The sequence below is a fragment of the Roseibium aquae genome (assembly GCF_008711285.1).
GTDB classification, from domain to species: domain Bacteria; phylum Pseudomonadota; class Alphaproteobacteria; order Rhizobiales; family Stappiaceae; genus Roseibium; species Roseibium aquae.
This window is the reverse complement of the sequence record NZ_VXDC01000006.1, coordinates 103,240-119,625: the sequence shown is the minus strand read 5'-3', so window position 1 is coordinate 119,625 and position 16,386 is coordinate 103,240. Positions and strand designations below refer to the sequence as shown.

At 62.4% G+C, this 16,386-nt stretch carries 17 protein-coding genes; 10 read left to right on the top strand and 7 right to left on the bottom strand.

Features of this window, described 5'->3' with window-relative positions:
- Positions 1-21: 21 nt before the first annotated feature.
- The 3 genes from F0184_RS20525 (at position 22) to F0184_RS20520 (ending at position 3,016) form a co-directional block, all read left to right on the top strand.
- Positions 22-168 (top strand): hypothetical protein, encoded by a 147-nt coding sequence (locus tag F0184_RS20525; protein ID WP_172972075.1) that lies wholly within the window; start codon positions 22-24, stop codon positions 166-168.
- The gene (locus tag F0184_RS11075) at positions 165-2,327 is read left to right on the top strand and encodes a malate synthase G (RefSeq protein ID WP_150496251.1); all 2,163 of its coding nucleotides are present in this window, start codon (positions 165-167) and stop codon (positions 2,325-2,327) included. The genes F0184_RS20525 and F0184_RS11075 overlap by 4 nt, the downstream gene beginning before the upstream one ends.
- Before the next feature lie 524 nt (positions 2,328-2,851).
- On the top strand, positions 2,852-3,016 hold the full coding sequence (locus F0184_RS20520) for a hypothetical protein (RefSeq protein ID WP_172972074.1): 165 nt from the start codon (positions 2,852-2,854) through the stop codon (positions 3,014-3,016).
- Positions 3,017-3,119: 103 nt separating this feature from the next.
- Here the strand turns inward: F0184_RS20520 and F0184_RS11070 are convergent, their stop codons facing one another.
- Positions 3,120-3,809: an ArsR/SmtB family transcription factor gene (locus F0184_RS11070; protein WP_150496250.1), complete on the bottom strand. Its 690-nt coding sequence runs from the start codon at positions 3,807-3,809 to the stop codon at positions 3,120-3,122.
- A gap of 76 nt (positions 3,810-3,885) precedes the next feature.
- Here F0184_RS11070 and F0184_RS11065 point away from each other — a divergent pair, with 76 nt between their 5' ends.
- Genes F0184_RS11065 through F0184_RS11055 form a run of 3 tightly spaced genes read left to right on the top strand, consistent with a single transcriptional unit; the run spans position 3,886 to position 4,964 of the window.
- Entirely contained in the window at positions 3,886-4,203 is a 318-nt protein-coding gene (locus F0184_RS11065) for an NIPSNAP family protein (RefSeq protein WP_150496249.1), read from the top strand.
- 5 nt (positions 4,204-4,208) lie between these two features.
- A complete protein-coding gene (locus F0184_RS11060) occupies positions 4,209-4,556 on the top strand; it encodes an antibiotic biosynthesis monooxygenase family protein (RefSeq protein ID WP_150496248.1) in 348 nt (115 codons plus the stop codon).
- Between the two features lie 9 nt (positions 4,557-4,565).
- Positions 4,566-4,964, top strand: coding sequence for a (R)-mandelonitrile lyase (locus F0184_RS11055; RefSeq protein WP_150496247.1), 399 nt, complete (start codon positions 4,566-4,568; stop codon positions 4,962-4,964).
- Positions 4,965-4,984: 20 nt separating this feature from the next.
- Here F0184_RS11055 and F0184_RS11050 read toward each other — a convergent pair whose 3' ends face one another.
- Both F0184_RS11050 and F0184_RS11045 read right to left on the bottom strand, forming a co-directional pair.
- On the bottom strand, positions 4,985-6,379 hold the full coding sequence (locus tag F0184_RS11050) for an ATP-binding protein (RefSeq protein ID WP_150496246.1): 1,395 nt from the start codon (positions 6,377-6,379) through the stop codon (positions 4,985-4,987).
- Positions 6,376-7,104: a response regulator gene (locus F0184_RS11045; RefSeq protein ID WP_150496245.1), complete on the bottom strand. Its 729-nt coding sequence runs from the start codon at positions 7,102-7,104 to the stop codon at positions 6,376-6,378. The genes F0184_RS11050 and F0184_RS11045 overlap by 4 nt, the downstream gene beginning before the upstream one ends.
- A 243-nt stretch (positions 7,105-7,347) precedes the next feature.
- Here F0184_RS11045 and F0184_RS11040 point away from each other — a divergent pair, with 243 nt between their 5' ends.
- Positions 7,348-8,307, top strand: coding sequence for an EF-hand domain-containing protein (locus F0184_RS11040; RefSeq protein ID WP_150496244.1), 960 nt, complete (start codon positions 7,348-7,350; stop codon positions 8,305-8,307).
- Positions 8,308-8,522: 215 nt separating this feature from the next.
- Complete coding sequence (locus F0184_RS11035; RefSeq protein ID WP_150496243.1) at positions 8,523-9,527, top strand: hypothetical protein; 1,005 nt, start codon at positions 8,523-8,525, stop codon at positions 9,525-9,527.
- A 564-nt stretch (positions 9,528-10,091) separates the two neighbouring features.
- Here F0184_RS11035 and F0184_RS11030 read toward each other — a convergent pair.
- From F0184_RS11030 to F0184_RS11015, 4 genes are all read right to left on the bottom strand, one after another.
- A complete protein-coding gene (locus F0184_RS11030) occupies positions 10,092-10,508 on the bottom strand; it encodes a nuclear transport factor 2 family protein (protein ID WP_150496241.1) in 417 nt (138 codons plus the stop codon).
- Positions 10,509-10,591: 83 nt separating this feature from the next.
- On the bottom strand, positions 10,592-11,563 hold the full coding sequence (locus F0184_RS11025; RefSeq protein WP_150496240.1) for a hypothetical protein: 972 nt from the start codon (positions 11,561-11,563) through the stop codon (positions 10,592-10,594).
- 77 nt (positions 11,564-11,640) lie between these two features.
- Positions 11,641-12,987 carry a radical SAM/SPASM domain-containing protein gene (locus F0184_RS11020; RefSeq protein ID WP_150496239.1) on the bottom strand — a complete coding sequence of 449 codons (1,347 nt, stop codon included), beginning with the start codon at positions 12,985-12,987 and terminating at the stop codon, positions 11,641-11,643.
- 153 nt (positions 12,988-13,140) lie between these two features.
- Entirely contained in the window at positions 13,141-13,485 is a 345-nt protein-coding gene (locus F0184_RS11015) for a hypothetical protein (RefSeq protein WP_150496238.1), read from the bottom strand.
- Between the two features lie 922 nt (positions 13,486-14,407).
- On the opposite strand from F0184_RS11015, the gene F0184_RS11010 reads away from it, so the two are divergent.
- Both F0184_RS11010 and F0184_RS11005 read left to right on the top strand, forming a co-directional pair.
- A complete protein-coding gene (locus tag F0184_RS11010; protein WP_150496237.1) occupies positions 14,408-15,538 on the top strand; it encodes a type III PLP-dependent enzyme in 1,131 nt (376 codons plus the stop codon).
- Positions 15,539-15,553: 15 nt separating this feature from the next.
- Positions 15,554-16,120: a GNAT family N-acetyltransferase gene (locus F0184_RS11005; RefSeq protein WP_150496236.1), complete on the top strand. Its 567-nt coding sequence runs from the start codon at positions 15,554-15,556 to the stop codon at positions 16,118-16,120.
- The last annotated feature ends 266 nt before the right edge of the window (positions 16,121-16,386 follow it).

The window sequence follows — 16,386 nt, the reverse complement described above, 5'->3', positions numbered from 1 at the left end:
TGTTTGCCAGAGAAAATTTCCATGTTTGTTTCCGAAATGGAAAAGGTACTGCGCGGCCGGGTCCGGTTGACGCTGGGCGGGCAAGGCGACAGAACTGGTGGCAATCTGGCGGTCCCTTCCGCCTGTGCGATGTTGGATCGCCTTTTGATCGTCACGGAGAACGTATGAGCCCGCGAGTTGAATGCCACGGACTGCAAGTCGCCGAGGAGCTTTATGACTTCGTGAACGGCAAGGCCCTGCCTGGAACCGGAATAGAGCCCGAGCATTTCTGGAAAAGCCTGTCCGCGCTCATCCATGATCTTGCGCCGAAGAACAAGGCGCTTCTGGAGAAGCGGGACGCGCTTCAAGAAAAACTCGATGCCTGGCATCGCGCCCATCCGGGCACGCCGGACATGGGCACTTACAAGGCGTTTCTGGAAGAGATCGGCTACCTGGTTTCCGAAGGGGACGATTTCCAAGTCGGCACCGCCAATATCGACCCGGAAATCGGATCCGTTGCCGGCCCGCAGCTCGTCGTGCCGGTCATGAACGCCCGATATGCGCTGAATGCCGCCAATGCCCGCTGGGGTTCCCTCTACGATGCGCTTTATGGCACCGACGCCATGGGCTCCAGGCCGCAAGCGGGCGGGTTCGATCCGGCGCGCGGGGCTGAGGTCATTGCCTATGCCCGCAAGGTCCTGGATGAGGCCGCGCCGCTGGCCGCCGGGAGCTGGGCGGATATCACCGGGCTTGCGGTCGAGCACGGCGTCCTGTCGCTTGCCACGGACGGCGGCATGACAGGTCTTCGCGATCCGGCGCAATTCGCCGGCCATGCCGGCGATACCGCGTCTCCCTACAAGGTGCTTCTGGTCAGGAACGGCCTGCACCTTGAAATCAACATCGACAGCCAGCATGCGATCGGCAAGACCGACAAGGCGCATGTCTGCGATGTCATCCTGGAATCGGCCATGTCCACGATCATGGACTGCGAGGATTCCGTAGCTGCCGTCGACGCCGAAGACAAGGTGATTGTGTACTCGAACTGGCTGGGCCTGATGAAGGGCGACCTGGAGGAAACGTTCGAAAAAGGCGGTGAGACGGTCACCCGGCGGATGAACGCGGACCGTCAGTACACGGCGCCGGACGGCTCGGCGCTGTCATTGCATGGCCGTTCGCTTTTGCTGGTGCGCAATGTCGGCCACCTGATGACTATCGATGCGGTGCTCGACAGGAACGGCAACGAGGTGCCGGAAGGTCTTCTGGATGGCATGATCACCGCGCTGATCGGCCTCCACGATGTTGGCCCGAACGGGACCAACACCAACAGCCGCGCCGGGTCCGTCTATATCGTGAAGCCGAAAATGCACGGACCGGAAGAAGTCGCCTTTGCCTGCGAGATCTTCAACCGGGTGGAGGACGCGCTGGGCATGGCGCGCAACACGCTGAAGATGGGCATCATGGATGAGGAACGCCGCACGACGGTGAACCTCAAGGAATGCATCCGTCAGGCCAAGGACCGCGTGTTCTTCATCAACACCGGCTTCCTGGACCGGACGGGTGACGAGATGCACACCTCCATGGAAGCCGGGCCGATGATCCGCAAGGCAGACATGAAGGCGGCCACCTGGATCGGCGCCTACGAGAACAACAATGTCGATGTCGGCCTTGCCTGCGGGCTTCCGGGCCATGCGCAGATCGGCAAGGGCATGTGGGCGATGCCGGATCTCATGAATGCGATGCTGGAACAGAAGACCGGCCATCCGATGGCGGGCGCCAACACCGCCTGGGTACCCTCGCCCACGGCCGCCACGTTGCACGCGCTGCACTATCACAAGGTGTCCGTCGCGCAGCGGCAGGCCGAACTGAAATCCCGCGACCCCGCCAAGCTGGACGACATCCTGTCGATCCCGGTGGCCGAGCGTCCCAACTGGGCGCCGGAGGACATCCAGGCCGAGCTCGACAACAACGCGCAAGGCATTCTCGGCTATGTGGTGCGCTGGGTCGAGCAGGGGATCGGTTGTTCCAAGGTGCCGGACATCAACAATGTCGGTCTGATGGAAGACCGCGCGACCTTGCGGATTTCGTCTCAGCATATCGCCAATTGGCTGCGGCACGGGGTGTGCAGCGAGGCGCAGGTTGTCGAGACCATGAAAAAGATGGCCAAGGTGGTCGACGCGCAAAATGCGGGCGATCCGCTCTACCGGCCGATGGCGGCCGATTTCGAGGGCTCCGTGGCGTTCCAGGCCGCTCTGGAACTGGTTCTGGACGGCGCCCGGCAACCGAACGGCTACACCGAGCCGGTGCTGCACCGCCGCCGGATCGAGTTCAAGGCGAGGACTGCCGCCTGATCCTTTTAGGCACGATCGCAGCAAAGAGGCGCGGGCTCCGGCCCGCGCTTTTTGCGTTTGGGACTTTCCCGGGCCGATTGGAGCGTGCCGGTTCAACCTGACGGGACTTGCTCTTGCGGGGAGGGTGGGCGGCATCATGTTGGGACCCGTTCCCCTCCCCCTTGCGGGGAGGGGTTGGGGGCGGGGGACATCTCACCCGATCCCGAAACCGTGTCGTGCGGAGAGACGCTCACCCCCGCCCTTGCCCTCCCCACAAGGGGGAGGGAAGGAAAAGATCCCCCCGGTTCTGGCTGGTCCGGCGGCGCGGACCATGGCACGTGTTCAGTCCCCTGGCGGTGCGTGGCCCGCAATCCTTGAAGCGGGAATTGGAAAAAATGCAGGGCTTTTTGTCCGGCAGCATCAACCCGCTAGCCGTTTCACGTGCCGTTTCACACATATGATGCACAGAGTGCGCTTGAAAAGTGCACCTTGTGCGCCTATATTCAAGGTGCAGGTCACAAATTTAAAACCATAAGGAGATGACCATGAATCTTGAGACCGCACGCTGCTTTCTCGTTGCCCATCGTCTCGACTATAATCGGGACCGGGGCCGCTGGTTCCCGTCTTGGCTGTACCGATTGAAGCAGGAAGCCGTTCCGATCGCAGATACGGGACCCTTGACCCGGCCATTCCGGCAACGGTCCAAGTAAGGGGCCAAAAATGGCCCGATCCGGGCCGGGCTTCACCCGCGTTCGTGACAACATGCCCGGCTTTCGAGCCGGGTTTGTTGTTTTTGGGGTGGGAACGTCTTTGTCAGGCGACGGGAAAGACCTTCAAAAGCTCTTGCTGTCCGGCAGGCGAGATTTGAACGATTCGGCTCGCTTTTTCTCGCCGGGCCCAGCCGAGGTCCTGAAAACGGGTCAGGAGGGCTGCGCCGAGCGCTCCAGCCAAGTGATTTCGGCGCTCACTCCAATCCAGACAGGAGCGGCAAACCGGGCGTCGGCCCTTCTTGAGCGGTTCAAGGTCAATCCCTAGCTTCTCGACAAAATTTTCGCCTTCGTGAGTGAGCGCTAGACTGCTTGTGTGAGTGTCAAGGGAAAGAAAGTCTCGCTGTGACAGGCTGTCGAATATGCGAACCGCCATGTCACCAGCGAGATGGTCGTAGCAGACGCGGGCCGCTCGCAAGGCTGGGTCTTTCGGCCCGGTGCGTGTTCGCAAATGGCCCTGATGCGCGGCAAGGCCCATCAACGCTTCCAGAACCTCGCCCACTTCCGGTCCCGCCAAGGTGAAGTATCGGTGTCGCCCCTGTTTGGCTTGGCTCAGCAAGCCTCCATCCTGCAACTTTGTCAGGTGAGAGCTGGCGGTTGAAAGGCCAACACCTGCTTCTTGCGCAAGCTCGGAAACGGTCAAAGCCTTGCCGCTCATCAATGCGGTCAGCATGTTGGCCCGTGCAGGATCGCCAATCAGCGCGCCAATCTGGGCAATATCCGGTCCTTCTTTCATACTTCGTTCCTAGTCGAAGCATTTGCGTTCGGCAACATGGCACAAGCCGGGCACACCAACCACAGGAGTGCACGCAATGATCACTTGTTTTATTCGCTATCATATTGACCCAACTAAGAAGGCCGCTTTTGAGGAATATGCGCGCAACTGGGGTGTCGCCATCCCGCGCTGCGGAGCCGACCTGATCGGCTACTACGCGCCGCACGAAGGCTCCAGCACACTTGCCTATGGCGTCTACAACATCGAAAGCCTTGCCGAGTACGAAGCCTATCGCCAGCGCCTGACGAATGATCCGCTTGGCAGAGAAAACTATCTCTTCGCGCAAAAGGAAAAATTCCTCTTGCGGGAGGATCGAACATTTCTGAAGCTGGCATCAAAAGGTGAGGGGAGTTGAACCGCATGATCGCCGTCATTTTCGAGGTCGAACCCCATCCTGACAAAAATCAGGCCTATCTCGATATGGCGGCGGAGATGCGTCCGCTGGTCGAGCGGATCGACGGGTTCATCTCCGTCGAACGCTTCCAGAGCCTGACCAATCCGGACAAGCTGCTTTCCATTTCGTTCTTCCGGGATGAGGCGGCACTCGATGCCTGGCGTCAGCTTTCGCAGCACCGCAAGGCCCAGAAAGCGGGGCGGAACCACTATTTCAAGGACTATCGCCTTCGCGTCGTGAGCGTGATGCGGGACTATGGCATGTTCGACCGGGCCGAGGCTCCGGCCGACAGTCTTGCCGAACATGGCGGATAGGAGGTTCTCATGCAGATTTTCAAGGCCGGCGAGCGTCCCACCATGCGCGCCAATCCGCACTATTTCACCGGTACGGTCTGGCAGGACCCGATTGTCAACGCGCCCGAGCCGGCCCGGGTCATGGCGATCCGGGTTGCGTTTGAACCGGGCGCGCGCACCAATTGGCATACCCATCCGCTGGGGCAGACGCTCCACGTCCTGTCCGGCGTCGGCCGCATTCAGGTCGATGGCGAACCCGTTCAGGAGATCCGGCCCGGCGACAGCGTCTGGATCCCGCCCCATGTGAAACACTGGCATGGCGCCGCCCCGGAGACGTCGATGGTTCATCTGGCGATCCAGGAACAGGAAAACGGGTCGGCCGCGGACTGGCTCGAGCCGGTCAGCGACGCGCAATATTCCGGCGCTTGACCGGCTTGGACGAACCGCGGTCAGGCCAGCGGCAGCCGGACCTCCGCGGTCAGCCCGCCTTCGGATCGGTTGGACAGTGATATCGTTCCGCCATGCGCATGGATGATGGACCGGGCGATCGCCAGTCCGAGCCCGATGCCGCCGGTTTCCAGGCTTCGGGATGCCTCCAGCCGGACAAAGGGCTCGAACACCTCGCCGAGCCTTTCTTCGGGAATGCCCGGCCCTTCGTCCTGGACACGGATGACCGCATCCCGGCCTTCCGTGGCCAGGGTGAGCGTGACCGCCTCGCCGTAACGCGCGCCGTTGTCGATCAGGTTGCGAAGGGCCCTCTTGAGGGCAACCGGGCGGCAGGGAACCAGGACGGAGGGCGCCGGGTTGAGCGCAACGTGGGTGCCCAGGTCCTCCTGCTCGTCCGTGAGGTCGCGCAGGAGGGTGAGCAAATCCACCGGTTCCCCCCGTTCCAGCGCCGCCTCATCGCGGGCGAATGCCAGGGTCGCCTCGGCCATCGCCGACATTTCCTCCAGGGTCTGAATGATCTTTTCCCGGTTTTCCTCGTCTTCTATGAACTCCGCCCGGATGCGCAGCGAAGTGATTGGCGTGCGCAGATCGTGGCTGATCGCGGCCAGCATGCGGGTCCGGTCCTTGACGAAACGGGTCAATCGATCCTGCATGTCGTTGAAGGCCAACGTGACGCTCCGGACCTCGCTGGGACCCCGCTGAGGTAGGGGAGCCAGGTCTTCCCCCCGTCCGAGCTTGTCGGCGGCGCGCGCCAGATCGCGCAACGGCCGGGCCATCCGGCGCACGGCGAACGCGACGATCAGGATCGTGGCAAGCGCCATCAAGAGCAATTGCACGATCAGCGGAACGAAGGCCTGCGGGGGAGGGCGGTAGCTGGTCGCGACATTCAGATACCGGCCGTCCTGCAACGGAATGGAGACCGAGAGATCGTCCCGCCGGCCGATCCGGCTTTCCGGCCGTTTGCGCCGGTCCGCGGCTTCGGGTGATGTGTCTTTCCGGTCTGTTCCGAACCGGCGCGGCTCTTCGAGATCGAGCCGGACGTCCCGCGGTGGGTCGAACCGGTTTGACATGATGGATCGCAGGCGCTGCTCGGAGGCGCTGCTGCCCGTCTGAAGGGCAATCGGTTCATCCGCCACCCAAAAGCTGGCGAAGCGGCTGGTCGAGGCTTCCAGAATGCGGGAGTGCATGGCCGTTGGCGTGTCTTCCAGCAACTTGGCCATGGACACGGTGCGCATGAGGATGTTGTCGCGCGCCACCTCGATCAGTGCCACGCGCCGGGCATCGTGAAACAGCCACAGGCTGAACGCCTGGGTCAGAAAAAGGGCCAGAAGCAGCAGGAGAATAAGCTGGCCGGCGAAACTGCGGGGCCAAAGGCCGGGTTTCGGGAGACGTATCATGACGGTTTGTCCCGAACCGGCGCGGTGAACATATAGCCGCCGCCCCAGACGGTCTTGATCAGCCTCGGGTCCCTCGGATCGGTTTCGATCTTGCGGCGCAGGCGCGAGACCTGATTGTCGATAGACCGGTCGAACACGCCGGGCGTGCGGCCGGAGGTCAGGTCCATCAACTGATCCCGGTTTAGGACCATGTTCGGCCGCTTGAGGAAGGCGCGGAGCAACTGGAACTCGCCGCTCGACAGCGGCACGCTCCGGCCATTGGGGGCAAACAGCTCCCGTTTGGTGATATCAACCCGCCAGCCTTCGAAGTGGAGCTCCTCGTGCTCGACCGGATCCCGGTCCCGCGCACCTTGGGTCGTCCGCCTCAGGACCGCACGGATCCGGGCCAGCAACTCACGTGGGTTGAACGGCTTGGTGACATAGTCATCCGCGCCGATTTCCAGCCCGATCACCCGGTCCGTGTCGTCTGCCATGGCGGTCAGAAGGATGACGGGCTGCGAGCTGGTCTCCACCAGATGGCGGCACAGCGACAGCCCGTCTTCGCCGGGCATCATGATGTCCAGAACGACCAGATCCACAGCGGCAGCTTTCAGCGCCTTGCGGGCCTGCGCGGCGCTGTCCGCCGTGCTGGCCCGAAGGCCGTTCTTGACGAGGTAGCGCGCGAGCGTCTCGCGGATGTCGCGATGGTCGTCGACGACGAGGATATGCGGGCTCGGGGTATTCACGAATGCGCTCCGACTGGTGTCCACCGGCTTTCTGTTGCGGGTTTAAGCGGGATCCCGCCCGATTTCATTGCCATTCATCATGATCCGCCAGGCCAAGTTGTAACAAGATGTATCAGATGGCCCGATCCGGACAAACGGCGACAACTGCACGCTCCCGCCGGCACAAAAATGCGACAGGTCGCGCCCACATTGAGCTCATCCCACAGCGGCATGTCCGCCGCATTGTGAAGAAGGAGAGCCAAGATGAACAAACTTGCGACTGTTTCGCTTGCCGTTGTCGCCCTGAGCCTTGCGGGGACAGGCATCCTGGGCGGCGTGTCCGCCCATGCCGGCGACCGCGCGGGGTGGCAAGAGGGCGGAGGCCCGGGCCAGCACCGGATGATGCGTGGCGGTCCCGGCGGGGACCGGCACATGCAGCGTCTGTTCGACCGCTTTGATGTCAACGCCGACGGTTCGATCAGTTCCGCGGAAATCGAAGAGGCGTCCGCCGCCAACTTCGCCGGGGCGGATACGGATGGGAACGGCAGCCTGAGCCTTGACGAGATGAAGGCGGGGTTCCTGGAACAAAGCGCCGATGCCAGGATCCGGGCTTTTCAGAGACTGGACCGTGATGGCGACGGTACCGTGACAAGGGCCGAATATGACAGAGTGTCCGACCGGATGTTCGCCCGCTTCGAGCGCCGGGGGCAGGGGGCCATGAAGCCGGGCCAGGGCCCGGATGAAGGCAAGGGCCAAGGTCAAGGCCTGGGCCAAGGTCAACGTATGGGCGAGGGACGCAGGGCCGAAACCGGAGACCGCGGCAATGGCGGCAGCCGCTTCGGGGATGACGGCCGTCGAGCCGGCCCGATGCGGATGATGGTCGAATTACTCGACCAGAATGGCGATGGGCGTGTCACCCGCGAAGAATTCGACGCCGTGCGCGGCGAGCTGTTCGCGGCCGCCGATGCCAATGGCTCGGGTTCCTTTGCGCTGGAGGACTTTGCACCGGCCTGGTTGGCGATCAACGACAGCCGGGTGGTGGCGATGTTCCAGCGTCTGGATGAAAATGGAGATCTGGCGATCTCCCCGGAGGAGCGCTCCACCCAAGCAGCGCGCATGATGAGCCGGCTCGACAGCAACGGCGATGGTGTCGTGACCCGAGCGGATTTCAAGGGCGGCAAGAACGGCCGCCATCACGGCAAGCAGGGCGGTCAGCGCGGCTAAGCCGGCCAGCGGTTTCCTGGGCGCCCGGTCCGCCCGGTGCTCTCCGGTCCCGTCCGGAAGAGCCGGGCTGACCGGCGCCGGGCCGTTCTGTGCGCCCTCCCACTGCTCTGCTGCGGACCGTAAAGGCGCTGTCCGGGAGATCGAAGCGCCGGATTATCGTAATTTTCACCTCCTCCTTGCAGGATACCGCCGAGTGGCAGGGAGGAGTATGGGCAATGCCGGAACACGCGCTGAGCACGCTGATTGATGAGATCGCAGCAAGGGGCAAGGTCGCCAGCGAGGATGTGCGCCGGCTGCGGCAGGCGATTTACGGCGGCGATGGTGCTGTCAGCCTTGCGGAAGCGGCCGGGCTGTTCCGGTTGAACGAGCAGGTCTCGGATGCCGACTCCGCCTGGCACGAGCTGTTTCCCGAAGCGATGGCGGATCTGCTGGTCCACCAGGTGCACCCGGCCGGCTACATCACCGAGGATTTGGCCGCTTGGCTGATCCGGGCCGTCTCTCATGACGGGCGCGTGTGCACCCGCACCGAACTCGATGCTGTCATCCATGTCCTGGAAAAGGCCCGCCAGGCTCCGCGAGCCCTTGAGGTCTTCGCGTTGCGGATCGTGAAGGACTCGGTCATCAGCGGAACAGGTGCAACCCGTGGCGGTCACGATCTTGAGCCCGGCGTGATCTTGGATGGAGAGGTGGAACTGCTTCGCCGTCTGCTCTATGCCGGGGCAGGGTGCGGCAGTATCGCGATCTCGCGTCCCGAGGCGGAAGTTCTGTTCGATATCAACGAAGCCACGTCGCAGGCCCGCAACGCACCGGCCTGGTCGGAGTTGTTCGCAAAGGCGATCGCCAACCATGTGATGGCCCTGTCAGGTTTCACCCCGCCGCCGCGGGAGGTTGCGCTGGCCCGGGAGGACTGGCTGGCCGGTGAAGGTGGCTTCGATGGGGGCATGAAAGGGTTCTTCCGTGCGATGTTCGGCGGGGGGCTGGCCGGCATTCGCGATGCATATCGCGAGGATGAGCCGGATGCGGCGGCCGCGCGCGGCGCAGCCATGGAAGCCGAAATTGCCGTCAATGAAGTCGTCACCGAAACGGAGGCCGAATGGCTGGTCGAGCGCATTGGCCGCGACGGCGTGCTGCATGACAATGAAAAGGCGCTGTTGCGTTTCATCAGCGAGGAAAGCCCGGTCATCCATCCGGCTCTCAGGGCGCTTTTCGAGAAGGTGTGATCCTCTGCGTAAACCATTGACAACGCCCGGCATTGGCTGCCGGGCGCAGGTTGTTACTTGCCGGATTTGCTACCCCTGTTGAACGCCTGATCGGCGTACAAATAGGCAAGCGGGGCACTCAGAATAACCGTGTTCAGCAGCGGGAATGCAAGTTCAGCCATGTGTGTATCCATGTTTCAGAGTTACTTTTCCCCCAAGTATTTTTATTTGGATGATTTACGGATACGCGGTCATTCTGGTTTTCGTTATCGTGAATGTGCGTCAAAATGACATGGTGTAAACTTTGATTTACGCAAAGATGTGATATAAGAATATGGTGTGTATACATAAGAATACATAAAACTCCGATTGAATACATTTAGTTGGTTGCGCGCAACCGGTCGCAGTCGGTGAAAAAGACGTCCATACGCCTTGGGGCGGACAGCCCTGTGCCATTGCCCGCTGCCCTTGCGGTGACACGTCAAGCTGACGCCGGTAACGGTGCCCGACCGCTGCACACCGAGTGATCCGCCCGGCTGGCATCTTAAAAACCGCACATGTGACCCCAGATGGTGCAGGCTAGGTTCAAGCCGTCTCATGGAAGGGTTGGAGACGGGGGTGCTCCTTGCGGTGCCACCATTCCCGCAGCTCTGTACAGAGCACGGTGCCGTTGTCCTCTTTCAGCACAAGCCGGAAGACGCCGTCGAGGTCCACGCGGGCGCCGGAGGGAATGCGGGTGAAAGCGGCCCGCCATCCGGCGATCACCACACTGCCCGACAAGCTCCAGATCTCGCTTTCGAAGGTCACGTCTGCCTGGGCTTCGGCGGCACCGGCCTGCCAGTAGGACCGGATGGCGGCGGTGCCTTTCAGGGGTGGGTCGAACGGCGTTTCGTGATACGCCGCAGCGCTTCCGAAAAGCGCGGCCACGGCTGTCGGGTCGCCGTCGATCCAGGCTTGCCCGTAGGCTCTCAGCCATTCGGCGGCGTCTTGTTTGGGGATCATCGCGTGTCTCCTGATGGCAGGGACACAGGTCTTTGGGGCCTCGAGTTAAGGTGAGGTCAAGACTATTCGGCGCGCGGCATGGCTCAGGCGGGGGCCGCTTCCAGCAAAAGCTTCGGGATCCTCTGGAAACTGGCCCGGGCCTGATCCATCAGCTTGACCAGGATCTTCGCATCGCGCGGACTGGTTTGCTCGAGGACCTGCCGCGCATCCCTCAGCAGCAAGAGGCAAACGAGCGGGTTGTCGTGAAAACCTGCGCTGAGGGCGTGTTCCGCTCCGGCGAGAACCCCGGTCTCGTCTCCGCTCAACAAGGCGTGTTTGGCGCTGACCGCCGCGCGGCAGGCCTCGGGCAGCGGTGCCCCCGCATCGGCCGAAAGGCTTTTGAGACAGGCCATGACCTCGCCGCGCCGGGGGCCTGATTGGGTTTCGGAGATGATGAGCGCGAATTCCCCCAGAAGCTGCCCCGCCATCGTTGTCCAGACCGCGGATCCGCGGACGCCCGTCCGGCGCAGGGCCAGTTCGGGAAAGGGCCACGCAGACCTGTCCGCGTTGCAATACAAAATGCCCTGCCAGAGCAGGCGGAGGGCGCCCGGCAGGTCGCCGTCCGCCTTTTTCATCCGGGCAAAGTTGGACACGGTCTGCAGGCGATGAATATCGATGGACTCGAGCCGGTAGCGGTCATGGAGGACGCGGTCCAGCCGCAGGGACAGCATCAGCTTCGCCGTGTCTTCGCCGCGCTCGTTGAACTTGAAATGGTGATAGGCTTCGGCGGAGGCGAGAAACGATGAAATCGTCAATTGGGTGGGCGCCGCCAGCCGGGCTCCTGCCAGAAGCTGCCGGATTTCCGAAAAGACCTGCGCGGATTGGCGGCGCGCTCCCTGGCGGGCATGAGAAAGGGCTGTCTTGCGGCGCAGGGCGCAGGCCTGCAGGGCGATGATGTCCGTTTCCGGTACGATCCGCATCAGCTCTTCGGTAAACTGACGGTCGAACGAGGCGGCGTCTGGCTGGCCGGACGCGGGCTGCAGGGCACGTTGGGCGGTGTCGAGCAGCCGCGCCACCTGCGCGCTCCCCTTCCTTGTCGCAACCCTTGTCCCGGCGGGGCTTCGTCTCGGCGCGGTCTTGCCGTTTCCGGGCGTCACGCGGGGATCTCTTCACGGATTTTGGACGCGCAATAGTGCAGCAGGAGGCGGCCACGGATGTTCAGCTTGGTCGGCGGGCAGGGGGTGAGGCCTTCATTCCATTGCTTGGGGCATGAGCCGCCGCAGATCGGCAGGATTTCACAGGACGCACAGGGCAATTCGCCCGATTTCACATTGCCCAGATACTCCGAAAAGATCTTGCGCTTGTTCGCATCTATTCCCTCGGCCAAGGTGCCGATCTTGTAGGTATTGTCAGACCCGTAGGCTGGCACATAGGAGACTTCCGTGCAGTCGAAGGCTTCCCCGTAGGCATCGACCAGCAATCCGTTCTTCATCGCGGCCATGCAGACGACGTTCTTGCGGTTTGGGACGAGACCTGAGCGGAACCCCCTGTTCACCAGATAGGCGAGGCAATTGAGTTCCCATTTCGCGTAACGAGCCAGTTCCACGGCCTGAAGATGCGCATCGTTGCCCCAGGAATGGACCGGCGCGGTGTAGAACCGGATCCGCTCTTGCAGCCCGTCAGATGCCAAGCGGTCGATCAGCGCGAACACGCCCTCCACATTGTGCTCATCCACATTGGCGCGGATGTTGATTTGAAAATCGATGTCCGGGTGCGTGGCAACCTTCAAGAGATTGCCGTAGATCCGGTCGAAGGAGGGTTGGTTTTTCTTTGTGAAACGGCGCTTGTCGTGAAACTCCCGATCGCCGTCGAGAGTGATCTCGACAAGCCGGACACCGGCTTCACGCGCCAGCTTCAGGGCCGTGGGCACGGTAAGCTTCATGCCGTTCGTGACCACTTTCGCGCCGTAGCTGCAACCGGCTTTTGCGGCGGCTTTCTCGAATGCGACGCTGAGCTCGTAAATCTTTGAAAGCGCGTTGAGCGGTTCGGCCCCGAACCAGCCGACCTGAAAATGCTCGAACCGGCCGGTTTCCAGCTTCTCGGAGACCATGGTGACCAGTCGGTCCGTGTCGAGATCGTCGAGTTTCTGGCTGGTATGGGCCTGGCCGCAATAGCCGCAGCCAAGCTGGCACGAGGCCGTTGGCTGAATCACCAGATAGAACTGGCCGGTGTCTTCCTGCGCGGCCCGGTTGCGGTCCAGGATGACGGTCAATTCGTCTTCCTGCTCGGGGACAAGCGCCTCGATGGACATGAGCTCGTAGCGCAGATCCCCCGGTAGATCGTTGCCCGAAAAGTCCGGCGCGCTGAGCAGGTCCCAGCCTTGCGCGCCAATCACCCTTATTTCGCCGGTCCGGCCGGACAAAAGGACATGTTTGGTGTCACCCGAGGCAAAATCTCCAAAAGGCTCGGACGCGATGCAGTACTTGGACAGCTTCAACATTCACCTCTCCCGATCCCCCCGTTCCCGGCAGACGGCGGCCCGCTTGGACGCTTTTCCGCATCGCGGTCCCGGAGCCGCTTTTCGAAAACAGCTTCGGGACCGCGACGCCCGCTTCGCGCAAGTTGCATGACCGATAGGTTGTGCGGCAGCCGGTCAGCGGAGGGTCTTCACAAACGCCTCGGAGCCGCAGCCGGAATCGCAGCCGAGGTTGTGGCCCGCGACTTCCGGTCCGGTTTTCAGGATTTTCTGGAGTTCAAGCTGACCGCCCTTCGACGCGGCGAAGTTCTCCAGTTCAATGACCCGCTTGACCTTCATGTCGCGCTCCGCGCCGAGCGCAAGGGCATCACAGCCGGAATCGCAGGCCAGGTTGCCGGCCGCCGCCTCCGCCCCGGCGGCCAGACCGCCAATGGCGACGCCGCTCTTTTTCATGTTTTTCAAAGCCGCGCCAATTCCCACCTGGGCATCGGCTAGAAGTTTGGCAACTTCATTGTCTTCCATGATCATCTCCCTTATAAGTAAAGGTGACTTTACGTCACTCGCGGAAGTTATCACCACTTAAGATATATGTCAGTATAAAATTTAAATTAGGAATTGCGTCCCGTTTGGGGCCGAGGCGTTTGTCCGCCCGCCCCCAGCCCCCCGTTGCCGTGTCCCTGCACACGACCCCTCCATGAGTGTTCCGCCGTCGCTCGCAAGGCGATCCGGGGCCTGCTCCCAAACTAAAATTTCCCGCGCCGGAAGGGGCCGCCGGATCTGCGCGCCGGATTTGCGCGAAAGGCACCTGCGACCGGTCGGAGGGCAGGGATGGCCGGCAGGGCGGGCGCTGGTCCGGCGAGCCGCGCAACGGCTCCCCAGCACGCTGAGTGGGGCGGTCCGGTTGTCGCCGCCCGGCAATCGCCGGCCGCTATCGCCACCGATGCGTTTTTTGGCAAAAAGCGCTTGCGCTGCGGATTATTGTCGCTTATCTACGCGCTGCCCAAATTCGCACGTGCCCGTGGCCGTTCATGGGGTTCGACACTTGGATCTGTCCATAACTCGGATCTCTTAAGGGGTAGCTGCCGTAAAACACCGCCAAGGGGCGGGGCAGTCAATCCGGACGGCTGAAAGCAACGACGTAAGAGGGCCCTTTTGGTCTCTGCCGGGGTCTCCAACCCCCGGGGTAACAGAAGAGGCACTTGTTACATCCTTGCCCGACGTGCGGTTCGGTCTTCCGATCCAATCAACGGCATTTCCGACGCGGGAAAGCGCGCTGCTCCAGTTCGAGCGGTTTCGCCCAACCGTCGCTGTTTAAAGCCGCTCCCCCTCGGGCTCCAAACCTGAGGCGGACGAGTGCTTTTGCAGCACCCTGCGACGTGAACCTGCAGCGCGCCGAACAGCATGCGCGCGGCTGCAGCTGAAGATATGGAAAGGGGGCTACCCCATGAGCGAACGCATCCGCGACTTTTTGCGCCGCCGCGATGACGATGGACCCTGCGTGGTCGTCGATCTCGACATTGTGCGCGACAACTACGAGACCTTTGCCAAGGCTCTGCCCGACACGTCCGTCTATTACGCTGTCAAGGCCAATCCGGCCCCGGAAATCCTGAGCCTTCTGGAAAGCCTCGGGTCGTCTTTCGACTGCGCCTCGGTCGGTGAAATCGAAATGGTTCTGGCGACCGGAGCGTCGGCGGACCGCATCTCCTACGGCAACACCATCAAGAAGGAACGCGACATTGCGAAAGCCCATGCCTATGGCGTCCGCCTTTTCGCCGTGGACTGCCCCGAAGAGGTCGAAAAGATCGCCCGTGCCGCACCCGGATCGCGCGTCTTCTGCCGCGTCCTGTGCGATGGCGCCGGCGCCGAATGGCCGCTGTCCCGAAAGTTCGGATGCGATCCGGCCATGGCTCCGGATGTCCTTGAACACGCCCACCGGCTCGGTCTCCAAGCCTATGGCGTCTCGTTCCATGTCGGCTCCCAGCAAGCCAACCTCCAGGCCTGGGATTTCGCTCTCGCCATGGCAGCCGGGGTCTTCCAGGAAATGGCGGTTCGCGGGATCGACCTGAAAATGGTCAATATGGGTGGCGGTTTTCCGACCCGCTACCTCAAGGATGTGCCTGGCGTTCCGAGCTACGGCGCTGCGATCTTCGGTTCCTTGACCAAGCATTTCGGCAACCGCCTGCCCGCCACCATCATCGAGCCGGGCCGCGGCATGGTGGGGAATGCGGGCCTGATCGAGGCCGAGGTGGTTCTGATCTCCAAGAAGTCGGAGCAGGATGAGGTGCGCTGGGTCTATCTGGACATCGGCAAGTTTCATGGCCTGGCCGAAACCATGGATGAGGCTATCCGCTATCCGATCCGGACCGAAAAGGACGGTGCGGAAACCGTTCCTTGCGTGCTCGCCGGACCAACCTGCGACAGCGTGGACGTGCTCTATGAAAAGACACCGTACCCTCTGCCGGTCAGTCTTTCGATCGGCGACAAGGTTCTGATCGAGGCAACGGGCGCCTACACGACCACTTATTCGTCGGTCGGGTTCAACGGTTTCGCCCCCCTTGCATCCTATGTGATCTGATCGGCGGGCATTATCATGTTCGATATTCTGGACGAGGCGCCGCAGCACTGCGGCGCCCGCGAGGCTTTGCTCGACCTGTGCTTTGGCCTCGACCGCCGCGAAAAGACCAGTGAGCGGCTGCGCGAGGGCCGGGTGCCGGCCTTCGCCTTTTCCGCCGTGACCGGCGAGGGGGAACTCGCCGGAACGGTCCGTCTGTGGCTTGTGCGCGATCACGCGGAACGCGTTGCTCTTCTGCTTGGCCCGCTTGCGGTCGCCCCGCAGTTGCGCGGCCGGAAGGCCGGCGACCGGTTGGTACGGCATGCGTTGACGCGCGCCGCGATCGGCGGGTTCGGTTCGGTGTTGCTGGTTGGGGACTTGGCCTACTACCGGCGTTTCGGCTTCGCACCCGGTCTTTTGGACCGGGCTGCGTTGCCCGGACCCGTCGATCGTCATCGGTTCCTTGCCGCCGACCTGATCCCGGGTCATGCCGCCACGTTGACGGGCTGCCTGAAGGCCGCTGGCGACTTGTGCCCCTCCGGCACGGGCACGGGGCTTTCCGAGCATCTCCTGCTGCCGCGCCGGGGAAGGTCCCGTAGCGGTTGATCCCTTGCCCGTCATACGTATGTGTGTCGGGGACGGCATCTTGTGCCCGGCCGGAAGCCGGGCACAACACGCTTGCAAAAGCGCAATTTGTGCGCTTTTTATCAACGAGTGATCCGTTCGTCTGAAGAAGGGCCGGACAGATGAAGGCCGGAGCGGTGCATCCGGTGCGATAGACCATAGGAGAAATGCCGACAATGACCGATGACACCGGTGATACCCCTGCCAAAACGCCCGCGGACAAGCCGGCCGCCAAACGGCGCAGGGCC

Coding starts and splice junctions, on each gene's coding strand:
- F0184_RS20525 (WP_172972075.1), top strand. CDS start 22: ATGTTTGTTTCCGAAATGGAAAAGGTACTGCGCGGCCGGGTCCGGTTG.
- F0184_RS11075 (WP_150496251.1), top strand. CDS start 165: ATGAGCCCGCGAGTTGAATGCCACGGACTGCAAGTCGCCGAGGAGCTT.
- F0184_RS20520 (WP_172972074.1), top strand. CDS start 2,852: ATGAATCTTGAGACCGCACGCTGCTTTCTCGTTGCCCATCGTCTCGAC.
- F0184_RS11070 (WP_150496250.1), bottom strand. CDS start 3,809: ATGAAAGAAGGACCGGATATTGCCCAGATTGGCGCGCTGATTGGCGAT.
- F0184_RS11065 (WP_150496249.1), top strand. CDS start 3,886: ATGATCACTTGTTTTATTCGCTATCATATTGACCCAACTAAGAAGGCC.
- F0184_RS11060 (WP_150496248.1), top strand. CDS start 4,209: ATGATCGCCGTCATTTTCGAGGTCGAACCCCATCCTGACAAAAATCAG.
- F0184_RS11055 (WP_150496247.1), top strand. CDS start 4,566: ATGCAGATTTTCAAGGCCGGCGAGCGTCCCACCATGCGCGCCAATCCG.
- F0184_RS11050 (WP_150496246.1), bottom strand. CDS start 6,379: ATGATACGTCTCCCGAAACCCGGCCTTTGGCCCCGCAGTTTCGCCGGC.
- F0184_RS11040 (WP_150496244.1), top strand. CDS start 7,348: ATGAACAAACTTGCGACTGTTTCGCTTGCCGTTGTCGCCCTGAGCCTT.
- F0184_RS11035 (WP_150496243.1), top strand. CDS start 8,523: ATGCCGGAACACGCGCTGAGCACGCTGATTGATGAGATCGCAGCAAGG.
- F0184_RS11030 (WP_150496241.1), bottom strand. CDS start 10,508: ATGATCCCCAAACAAGACGCCGCCGAATGGCTGAGAGCCTACGGGCAA.
- F0184_RS11020 (WP_150496239.1), bottom strand. CDS start 12,987: ATGTTGAAGCTGTCCAAGTACTGCATCGCGTCCGAGCCTTTTGGAGAT.
- F0184_RS11015 (WP_150496238.1), bottom strand. CDS start 13,485: ATGGAAGACAATGAAGTTGCCAAACTTCTAGCCGATGCCCAGGTGGGA.
- F0184_RS11010 (WP_150496237.1), top strand. CDS start 14,408: ATGAGCGAACGCATCCGCGACTTTTTGCGCCGCCGCGATGACGATGGA.
- F0184_RS11005 (WP_150496236.1), top strand. CDS start 15,554: ATGTTCGATATTCTGGACGAGGCGCCGCAGCACTGCGGCGCCCGCGAG.